This is a genomic window from Lentzea aerocolonigenes, assembly GCF_000955955.1.
GTDB classification, from domain to species: Bacteria; Actinomycetota; Actinomycetes; order Mycobacteriales; family Pseudonocardiaceae; genus Lentzea; species Lentzea aerocolonigenes_A.
In genome coordinates this window covers 22,635-32,717 of record NZ_JYJG01000285.1, presented here as the reverse complement: position 1 = coordinate 32,717, position 10,083 = coordinate 22,635, and the positions used below count along the sequence as shown (strand labels likewise).

Below are 10,083 nucleotides of genomic sequence, written 5' to 3'. Positions count from 1 at the left end.
CCAGAAGCGTCCAGTGGTTACGGGCCTTGTGCGGTAGTTTCGGGCGACCGGCGAAGATGGCCAGGCGGTGTCGCGGTTTACGCAGCGCATGCGTGGCGGCTATCCCAGTGACGGTGGCACAGGATTTCGAGCCGCGCCGCGAAGTGGTTGGCGGTCGAGCACGTCGTCCGGGACCGGCGGCCGCAGTCTGGACGACACAAACACCCGCATACCAGCCACCAGGGCGTCCGTGAGCGACGCTGCAATGCCGTACGCCGCCGGGCCGGCCGTGACCCCTAGGTCCTCGTCCAGGCCGTCGATCGCGGACTGCATCGAGGGGTGCGGGTACCGTTGAGTTTGCTGCTGGTGTACCTGGCGTTTCCCCTCGATCTCGTGCCGGACGTCATCCCGGTGCCCGGTTATGCCGACGACGCGATCATCGTCACCGCAGTCCTGTGTTCGGTGATGCGCCGGGCCGGGATCGACGCGGTCCGCAAGCACTGGCCGGGCACCGACGACGGCTTCGCCGCCCTGATCCGGATCACTGGCCTGGACCGCACCACACCCTCGGGCGGGACCGGCCTGTGATGGGTGTGCCGGTGGAGGTGCTGTTGGCGTCGGTGGCCGCGTTCGGGTTGGCCGTGCTGTCCGCCGTGGCCGGGTTTGGCGGTGGCGTGTTGCTGCTGCCGGTGTTCACCGCTCTGCTCGGGCTGCGCGTGGCGGTGCCGATGCTGACACTGACCCAGTTGCCTTGAAGATCAGAGCCCGACCTGATCCCGTCCACCCTCCTCGGCCCGGTGGACTTCCGCCAGCGTGCGGTCGAAGGCCACCTGCAGCTGCACCACCCCATCCGCCGCCATCGCAGGGCAACGCCGAAATCGGGACGCCGCGTCGAACACGAGCACGAAGGCTTCGTCCAGATCGGCGAGGGCGTCCATCACGGAGGGATGATCCAGACCGCCGTCCACGATCAACTCGCGCAGGCGGCGGACATGTCTGCCTAGGTCCCGCGCAGCAGCCCGGTAAGCCGCGACGTCACGCTGGCTTTCGCCGTAGCTGCCCGGATCCATCGCCACGTCCACGATGCTCGTCAAACGGCCGTGTTCAGTCGCGATGGCACCCAGATGCACGCGGACGGGGTTGACGGCCTGAGGTGGCTCTGGAGAGCTCGGTTCAGGTTGTCGTCGCTTCATCCAGCCGATGAGTGCCTCGGCTGCGAGCTTGATGCCGTGTTCGGACACCTTGCCGGCGACCTTGGCCACAGGAGCAGGCAAGCCTACGGCTGTCAGCCCTGCCTCCGTGACCACCTCCGCAGCACCACCGGCGATGATGGGGACCAATGTTCCTGCCACCGAACTCGCTTCTCGGGAGGCTTGTCGTACCACCGCCGAGCGGATGCCGAGGGGAGCGAAGTCGACTTGCTTGCGCACTCGCATGGTGAACGTGAGGAAGTACCACCGCGCCTGCCGTACCAGTTCACGACGATCGTCACCCGCGGTGAGAGCGGCGCCGAGCGAGACCTGGGTGTCATCGACCAGCTTGGACGCCGGTGGCGGTGGCGGGCAGCGGTAGCCGAATGCTTCCAGGAGCACCGGTAGCGCCGTCCACACCAGACAGTTGAGCTCGTCGAGCTCCTCCCTCGTGATCGGCCGCTCCGCCGCATCCTCGAGGCGTTCCCACAGCTCATTGTTCTGAGCGAGCGAGTAGATCGTCTCGAGAAGGGAGTCGAGCAGCTCCCGCAGCCTGTCGGTGGTGTCATGGTCGTAGAGCGCGGACTCGGCGTCCCGCAGTCCACGCCGGACGTTGGCGTCATCTCGGATGAGTGCGCGGAGATGGCGAACCGGTGCCGGTGCGACCGACACCCGGCGGATCACACGACGATCTTCAGAAGGCTCCGGCATCATTTGGACTCCTCATAGGCCAGTACCCGTGCGATGGCGCCACCGATCAGAGCGGCCGCCGCGCTGACGGTGTCGCCTCCGGGACCGAGCCCGGGATCGGACTCGAAGCGGGTCGCGGCATCCGGTGCCTCAGCGACGAGGGTGCCAACACGACGTGCAGTCGATCGTGTTGGCTCGTCCGCGGCGTCGAAGTAGACGAAGCCGGTGCGCGCGCTGGGACTGCTCGGCTCCGCCTTCAGAGTCATGGCGAACTTGTCGTTGGAGTAGGGCATGGTGCGCTCCAGTGGTTCCACGAACGCCGGCGGTAGCCCCGATCCATCGCCGCTGGTACCAGTGTCTCGCCCGGTGACCTGCCGCAGTTACGGGTGCTCACCCGGATGTCGCAGTCGCGGCGCACCGCAGCTGCGCTCGCACCGCGTGATCCGCGATTGCGCCGATCAGGGCACAGCCGCGGACCACGTCAGCCGGAGAATCCGATCGGATCAGAATCCGCACCCGTAGTTGCTGCCCTTGTGTGGCAGCAGATTGTCACGTGACCAGCCGCGGAAACCCCTCGTCACGTCGACGAGGAATGTCCAGGTGAATCCGTCGTTGCCCTGAGTGAAGCAGTAGTAGTCGAGTCGATCTCCCGGCTGCGTCGTCCCGTTGATCGCGCAGCTGGTGGATGAACCGTTGCGGACGTTGACCCGGCTGTTGATGATCACGAGCTCAGACGGGTCACGGTTCTCCGGCGGGTTGTGACCGCAGTTGGCGTGCTGGACCTCGACTAGGTCCGCCTGCGCCACCGGTGAAAGAAGTGCGACCGGTGCGGTGATCGCGACGGCGACTGCCGCGATTTTGACAATTCCCCTCATGACAATGCCCTCCTCGAGGAATGAGTGATCCTCCTGTTAGGTCCTCCGCGCCTCGGAGCCGGCGCCTGTTCCCGACGCGCGGAGGTTCGACGGCGGAACCGTGTCGATGTCGCCTTGCAAAATCCTTGGCAGGTGCTATCTGCCCAGATAGCGACGCTTTTCGTCGTCGGTGAGATCACGGGTCGCGCGGCGCTCCGCCAGCTGGGTCAGCGACTCGGCGGACACTTCGCACACCGGGCACGTCCACACTTCGACGGTGTCGTTGGCGACGCCTCTGCCTGTCACCAGCCGGTTGTCACCCAAGAACGCCACGCCTTGCACAGCGGTGTCGAATCCGTCGAAGACCACAGGAGCGCGCCAGTGGTTCCACCGCCACACCCGCACGGTGCGGTCCGCGTTGACGCTCGTGAGGTATTGCCCAGAGGAGTTGAACGCGACGCCGAGGCTCGCGCCGTTGTCGCCGGATCCCGGGAAGGTCGCGAACTCACGGACACCGCTCACCTGCACCAGATGCACTGAGCCATCGGCGGAGGCCGCAGCGAGGACGGCACCATCTGGGCTGAAAGCGAGCGCACGGCTTCCGGCCGGGTCCGAGATGTGTCCGCGGGGCAGCAAAGTGTCCGAGGACAGGAACCACACCCCGCCGCTCGGGGTGTCGGTGGCAACGGCGATCAGCGTGCCGTCGGGGCTCACCGCCACGTCACGAGCCGGTGCATCGAAATGCTCGGTACGGCCTGATCGGGCGCCGGGCCGGAACACCAGCATCGACTTGTCGTCGCCTGCGGTGAGCACGTTTCCGTTCGGCAGGAAAGCAACTCCCCGCACGGCACCGACGTGGACCGTGTGAACCGCGACGAGCTCACCGTCCAACCGCCACACACGGACGGTGCCGTCTTCTCCCCCGCCGGCGACCAGCTTGCCGTCCCGGCTGAACGCCACGGACAGGACGCTCCCGCGGTGACCCCGCAGCACCGCCGGCAGCCCGTCGAGCGGTTGCAGGACGACCGTCCCGTCGGTGCCGGCACTCGCGATCAGCCGGCCGTCAGGACTGACCGCGACGTCGGTCACCGAGTGGGCAGGTTCGATGCTGTGGCCTGGAAGAACGCGCAGATCCGGCCGCATTTGCGGGTCCCACAACCGGATGGTGCCGGTGTCGTCGCCGGTGGCGGCAAGCCGATCGTCCTGGCTGAACACCGCACTGCGGACCGGTACGCCGTGACCGCGGAACTCGGCGAACTCGTGGCGGTTCGCAGCGCGACTCACCCGTGCGACGTGGTCCTGACCAGCACTCAGCACGTACTGCCCGTCGTGGCTGAACGTCACGGCGTTCACGGGGTCGCTGGCCACATCGGCAGTCTCCCTGGTGCTTCCGCCGGACCAGATGACCTCTCGACCGTTCGCCTCGCCCCCGACGACCTGCGAGCCGTCGGGGCTGAAGCCGAGCGCCGTGATCGCAGTCCCGCCGTTGCGCAGCGTCGTGGTCGTGCCGTCGGGGTCGACCACGGCCACCGCGCCAGATCTGTCGGACTCGACGACCCGGCCGTCAGAGCCCAGCGCCGCCGCGACCACCGCGCTGAACGGACCGGGTCGGGAGGTCACGTCCGTCCCGCTGCGCCACGTCCACACCCCGCCGTCTTCCCCGACACCGCGCACTTGTCCGTCGGAACCGAACGTTACGGCGATCATGTCGGCGGCTGGGCCCCACCACCTCACAGAGTGGTCATCGCCGTGGACGTCCCAGATCTGCACGGAGCCGTAGTCGAGCGCAGCGGCGAGGCGATCTCCGGACGGGCTGAACGCGAGCGCTCGCACCTGTGAGCCCGCGTGGAACAGGGCCATCTGCTTGCCGGTGCCCGTTTCCCAGATCTGCACAACGCCGTTGAAACCCGCGCTCGCGAGCGAGCTGCCGTCAGGGCTGAACGCGAGCGCCTGCATCGAACCGTTGTGACTGTTGATCACCCGGCGTTCCCGTGACCGGGAGAGTGCCTGGGCGAGCGCGGGTTCGGTGTGCTCGTCCGGGCGCATCTCGTACGCGCGGCGCGCGAGCAACAACGCAAGCTGTCGGTCCGCCGCGGTGCGGGAGGCTGCCGCGAGCTCGTGCGCTTTGGCTGTCACCGCGCTCTCGTCGGCGAGCCTGGCTCTCGTCGCCGCGATGATGCTGATCACCAGCAGCGCCACCGAGACGAGCACCAGGCCCGCCACTCCGATGCGGCGGCCGCGCCTGCGCAGAACAGCGCGGTGCCTGCTACGTGCCAAGAACTCGCGTTCCGGATCGTTGAGTCCCCGAGTGTCACCGTCCTGCCATTCGGCCAGCCGCGGCCCGAGGTACAGCAACGCGGCGTCCTTGCCGTAACGCAACCACTCCTGGACGGCTTCGGTGAGTTTGCGCTGTCTGCGCAGGTGATCGGCTTCGTCGCGCAGCCAGTCGCGCAACGTTGGCCAGCCGCGAACCAGACTCTCGTGGGTGATGGTCACCGTGTCGTCGTCGAGCGTCACCAGACGTGCCTTGGCGAGCCGGTCCAGCACGATCTCGACCGCGGTGGCGTCCTGACGGGAAAGCAGCTCGGCCCACGGAACACGTCGGCGTGTGTCGGCGTGTCCGTCGCCGGGTGCGGTGAGCCGCAGCAGGACGTCCCGCGCCAGCTGCTGCTGGTCGTCGTTCAGTGCCGCGAACGCATGGTCAGCGGATCGTGCGACAGCACCACGCACACCGCCAACGCGGTGGTACACGGCCACAGTCAGCTCACTGCCCGCACGGTGCCGCCACGTCTCCAGCAGCGCGTGCGAGACCAGTGGCAGAGCGGCAGGTTCACCGCGCACGTCGGAGAGAACGGCGTCGACGAGCGCGGGTTCGACCGCGAGCCCGATCCGCGCGGCAGGCTCCACGACCACCTCGCGCATCTCCCGTTGGTCCAATGGCCCGACCAGGAACTGGTGCTCGCGCAACAACCGCAGAAGCGCGGGGTGACGGACACACGCCGCGTAGAAGTCCGCCCGTACTCCGATGACCACCCGACTGTCCTCAATGGCCATGAGGTGGTCGATGAACTCATCGCGTTCTTGCTGTGTGCGGTGGGTGAACACCTCCTCGAACTGATCGACCACCACCAGCGCGGGCAACGGCGGACGCAGCACGGGTGAGGTCGGCGTGACGAGCACGCTGTCACCGTCGAACGAGGCCAGCAGGCCCGCGCGCAAGACCGAGGACTTGCCGCTGCCGGAGGGCCCGACCACCGCGAGGAACCGGTGCTGCCGCACCCGGCGCACCAGCTCACCGACGAGCTCGCGCCTGCCGAAGAACCTGTCGGCGTCGATCCGCTCGAACGTCCTCAGCCCCAGGTAAGGCGGCTCGTTGCCGATGGTGACGGGCTCAGCGGGCAGAGCCGGTGCGGCTCGCAGGACGCGCGTGTGGAGGTCCTGCACCGCCGGGCTGGGGTCGACACCGAGCTCGTCCGCGAGACGTTCCCGCAGGACCGCGTAACACGACAACGCCTCGGCCACCCGACCTTGACGCCACAACGACTCCATCAGCCGCGCGGTCAGCGGTTCGGCGAGCGGGTGTTCCGCGCGTTCACGCTCGAGCAGTTCGTCGACCTCGCCGTGGCGGCCCAGCTCGGTCATCGAGCGCGCCCAGTCCACGCACACCCGAATCCGCTGCCTCACCAAGCTTTGCCGCACCTCATCGGCCCATCGGCCGCCGATGTCCTGCAACGGCGTGCCACGCCACAGGTCCAAGCCGTCCCGCAGCACCACCGCCCGTCCAGCGAGGTCGCCCACCTCCCGCGCCCTGCCCGGCACCGATTCGAACCTGTGCATGTCAACGAGTTCGCGGGGCACCTGCAGCACGTAGCCGCCCTGTCGTTGACTGATGCCAAACCCGGTGTCCCGCAACGCTTTGCGCAACCTGCTCACGTAGCTGTACAGCGCGGCGCGCGCCTGGCCGGGAGGGTCGTCGCCCCACACCCGGTCGATCAACGTGTTCACCGGCTGTGGACGGCCAGCACCCACCGCGAGAACCGCGAGGACACAGCACTGCTTGCCCGACCCGATGTCGACGCGGGTCTCCCCTGCCCACAGTTCGACAGGGCCGAGAACCCGGAAGTCCATCGGCCACACCCTCCCCGGCACATAACGTACGCGGGCGTTCACGCTGCGTGCAACTCGATCGAACGGCGGCGTGACCGTCACATCTGGCCGAACGGAGCCGTCTTCCTTCGAATAGCTGGTTCGCCACCAAGTGCAGGCATCATGAGGCGGGCGTCGTGATGGAACTACTTCGACGTGGAATCGACAGCGCAGTGCGGGTCGAGACCCGCGATCTCCGCCCGCAGCAGGGCGCCGTGCTCCACCCCCGCATTGGCGTAGAGGGACAGCGCAATCTGCCAATGCGGGCAGGCCGCGTCGTGCTCGCCGCGAGCATGAAGGGCGCGCGCTATGCCGCGGTGGGCGTGGGCCTGCATCAGGCGACTACCGGTCGTTGTGGCGAGGTCGAGTGCGCGCTGGTGGCTGGTCACAGCGTTGTCGTACTGCTTGGTGGCGTAGTAGGTGTCGCCGATGAAGTTGTGGATCTGGCTTTCCTGGTCGAGGTTGCCCATATCGCGGGCCAGGTCGAGTGCCTGGCGGTGGTGTTCGAAGGCAGCCGGGTAGTCCGCCAGGCAGCAGTAGGTGGTGCCGAGGTTGGTGAGCACGGCGGCCTCGCCTTGCCGATCGCTGTTTTCTCGGTTCAGCACAAGGGCTTGCTGGTGGTGGTCCAGTGCTTCGTGGTACTGGCCGAGCCGCTCGTGCAGATTGGCGATGTTGGCGAGCACGACCGCTTGTCCGACGTTGTGGCCAACGGCGTTCAACCGCTCCAGAGCCTCCTCGTACAGCTTGATCGCCTCCAAGCGGTGGCCAGATTCCTCCTCGATCACGCCGAGGTTGCCCAGGGTGTTCGCCAGCGCCTGGATGTTTCCGAGCTCGCGGTGCAGTGAGATGGCGGACCGCAGGGCCGCGGCGGACTCCGTGTTCCGCCCGATCCGCCAGTTGACGACGCCCAGCGTGCCGAGCGCGAACGCCTCGCCCCTGCGGTCGCCGACCCGCCGCGCGAGGTCGACTGCCGCCACGCAGTTGTCGTGAGCTTCGGCGAGCCGGCCGACCCTGCGCAACGCGGTCGCCAGGTTGAACAGGGTTTCCACCTGTCCGGCCGGGTTTCCGTCAGCACGAGCGGCTTCGAGTGCGACGCTGTGGGTGGCCAGCCAGTCGTGCGTGTAACCGCGGATGTTGTAGAACCGGTGCAGCGCCTGCGGGATGCGCCAGGCGTGACCGGGCAGGCCGTGTGCGGTCGCGGTGGCGACCACCTCGGCCAGGTTGAGCCGCTCGGTTTCCAGCCAGGCCATCGCTTGCTGGTAGCCGGCGAGGTGTGGAGTGAGGTCGGTGGGGACCGAGTCGCCGAACTTGCGGCGCGGTGGGTCGACCCGGTCCATCGCGACATCGGCCGTGTTGAGGTACCAGTCGTAGACCCGGTGCCGCGCAACGGCTCTCTCGTTTTCAGGCGCACTACGTGCGGCATACTCCCGCAACAGGTCGTGGCAGGTGTAGCGCCCAGGCCGGTGCTCATCGACCAAATGCTGGTAGACCAAGCGGGACAGCAGATCGCGCGATTCGTCCACTGTGGACCCTGTCGACGCGGCAGCGGCCTCGACGCCGGCGTCCGAGCCCGGCAGCCAGCCGAACGCGTGGAACATCCGGCGTTCGTCGTCGGTGAGCTTGCGGTAGGAGTTGTAGAAGTGCACCTCCACAACGGCCAGCGGATCACCCTCGACGACAAGCCTGCCGAGCCTGTCGTCGGCGAGCTCCTCCGTCTGCTCGCCCAGCGGCCGGTCGTCCAGGTTGGCCGCCGCGATCCGCAACGCCAGCGGCAGACCGCCGCACAGCCGGGCGAGCCGGGCGATCGCCACCGGTTCTGCGGACGCCCTCTCTGCACCGAGCAGCCGGCTGAGCAGGGCGGCGGAATCGCGGTCGGTCAACACGTCGAGCGCGATACGCCGCGCGCCGTCCATCGCGACCAGACCACCGAGCTGGTCACGGCTGGTGACCAGCACGAGGCAACCCGGTTGGCCGGGCAACAACACCCGCACCTGCTCGGCGCTCGCGGCGTTGTCGAGGAACACCAGCACCCGTTTGCCCGCCAAAGCGGTGCGGTACAACGAAGCCATGGCCTCGGCGTCCGGCGGGATCTGCTCGCCCGGCACGCCGAGCGCGAGCAACATGAGCTCCAGCGCCCTGGTCGTGGCCATCGGCCGATCCGGCGCGTAGCCGTTGAGGTTGACGTGCAGCTGCCCGTCGACGAACCGCCGGGCCACCCGGTGCGCCCAATGGGTGGCGAGCGCGGTCTTACCGACACCGGCGGTGCCGCTGATCACGACGATCGTCAGCGCAGTGGCTTCCGCGTCCGACAGCAAGCGGTCCAGCGAACGCAGCGCGTCGGCCCGGCCGGTGAAGTCCGCGACCGCCAACGGCAACTGAGCGGGACCTCCCGGCCTAGCGGGTGACGTGTCCCGATCACCGCGCAACAACGTCATGTGCAATCCACGCAACTGTGGACCGGGATCCACACCCAGCTCCGTGCTGATGTGCTCACGGCAGCGGACGAAGCTTTCCAGCGCCTCAGCTGTCCTGCCGGTCAGGTGCAGGGCACGCATGTACGCCGCCACCAACCGTTCAGCCGCGGGAGATGCGGCGACCGGCTCGGCCAGCCGCCGCACGACATCCTCAGCTCTGCCGAGCTCTGTCACAACCTCCGCCCAATCAGCCAGCACGTCGACGTGCTGCCGCGTCAGCGTCGCCCGTACCTGCGAGGCCCAGCGCGTGTCGAGGTTGTCCAACGGCCTGCCGCGCACGAGGTCCAGCGCCGCGTCGAGCAGCTCTGCCCGGCGCTGCCCTGTGGCCTGCCAGGCCTGCTTGCGCAACCGGTCCCAGCACCACAGGTCGACCGCATCATCGTCGGCCTGCACCTCGTAGCCGCCGCTGCGGCGACGTACGTGCACGCTCGAGTCATGCTGACCAAGGAGGCGTCGGATCCGGGCGACGTAGGCGTACAACGCGGACCTTGCCGCATCGGGTGGCTCACCGCCCCACACCCGGTCGATCAACACCTCGGCCGTCACCGGCCGGTCCGGCGTCACCAGCAACGCAGCCAACACGCATTGCTGCCGGCCGGTGCCCAGGTCCACCGGCCGGTCCCCCGACCAGCCCTCCATCGGTCCCAGCAACACGAACCGCATTCAAATCCCCCCTGCATCGCCCACCAATGGTCCTACACCTCCCGTCCACGCGGAGCATGATGCGAAGGTTGCTCCGGCGCGGGCACG

Annotated in this window: 7 protein-coding genes; 2 read left to right on the top strand and 5 right to left on the bottom strand. The window is 68.1% G+C overall.

Annotation, left to right across the window (positions count from 1 at the left end):
- Positions 1 to 330 precede the first annotated feature (330 nt).
- Positions 331 to 567: a YkvA family protein gene (locus tag UK23_RS32795; RefSeq protein WP_419503911.1), complete on the top strand. Its 237-nt coding sequence runs from the start codon at positions 331 to 333 to the stop codon at positions 565 to 567.
- 11 nt (positions 568 to 578) lie between these two features.
- Positions 579 to 734, top strand: a complete 156-nt coding sequence (locus UK23_RS52070; protein ID WP_196777980.1) for a hypothetical protein — start codon at positions 579 to 581, stop codon at positions 732 to 734.
- A gap of 3 nt (positions 735 to 737) precedes the next feature.
- Here UK23_RS52070 and UK23_RS32790 read toward each other — a convergent pair whose 3' ends face one another.
- The 5 genes from UK23_RS32790 to UK23_RS32770 all read right to left on the bottom strand — a co-directional run bounded on the left by UK23_RS32790 (position 738) and on the right by UK23_RS32770 (position 9,996).
- On the bottom strand, positions 738 to 1,880 hold the full coding sequence (locus tag UK23_RS32790) for a hypothetical protein (RefSeq protein ID WP_156213548.1): 1,143 nt from the start codon (positions 1,878 to 1,880) through the stop codon (positions 738 to 740).
- A complete protein-coding gene (locus tag UK23_RS32785) occupies positions 1,880 to 2,173 on the bottom strand; it encodes a hypothetical protein (protein WP_045315579.1) in 294 nt (97 codons plus the stop codon). Before UK23_RS32785 ends, UK23_RS32790 begins: the two co-directional genes overlap by 1 nt.
- A gap of 189 nt (positions 2,174 to 2,362) precedes the next feature.
- A complete protein-coding gene (locus UK23_RS32780) occupies positions 2,363 to 2,734 on the bottom strand; it encodes a hypothetical protein (RefSeq protein WP_045315578.1) in 372 nt (123 codons plus the stop codon).
- A gap of 135 nt (positions 2,735 to 2,869) precedes the next feature.
- Positions 2,870 to 6,841 carry a BTAD domain-containing putative transcriptional regulator gene (locus tag UK23_RS32775; protein ID WP_045315577.1) on the bottom strand — a complete coding sequence of 1,324 codons (3,972 nt, stop codon included), beginning with the start codon at positions 6,839 to 6,841 and terminating at the stop codon, positions 2,870 to 2,872.
- A gap of 164 nt (positions 6,842 to 7,005) precedes the next feature.
- Entirely contained in the window at positions 7,006 to 9,996 is a 2,991-nt protein-coding gene (locus tag UK23_RS32770; protein ID WP_052685271.1) for an AfsR/SARP family transcriptional regulator, read from the bottom strand.
- Positions 9,997 to 10,083: the final 87 nt, after the last annotated feature.

Excerpts from the sequence above, each read along its gene's own strand:
- UK23_RS32780 (WP_045315578.1), bottom strand. The coding sequence starts at position 2,734 with ATGAGGGGAATTGTCAAAATCGCGGCAGTCGCCGTCGCGATCACCGCA.
- UK23_RS32770 (WP_052685271.1), bottom strand. The coding sequence starts at position 9,996 with ATGCGGTTCGTGTTGCTGGGACCGATGGAGGGCTGGTCGGGGGACCGG.
- UK23_RS32775 (WP_045315577.1), bottom strand. The coding sequence starts at position 6,841 with ATGGACTTCCGGGTTCTCGGCCCTGTCGAACTGTGGGCAGGGGAGACC.
- UK23_RS32790 (WP_156213548.1), bottom strand. The coding sequence starts at position 1,880 with ATGCCGGAGCCTTCTGAAGATCGTCGTGTGATCCGCCGGGTGTCGGTC.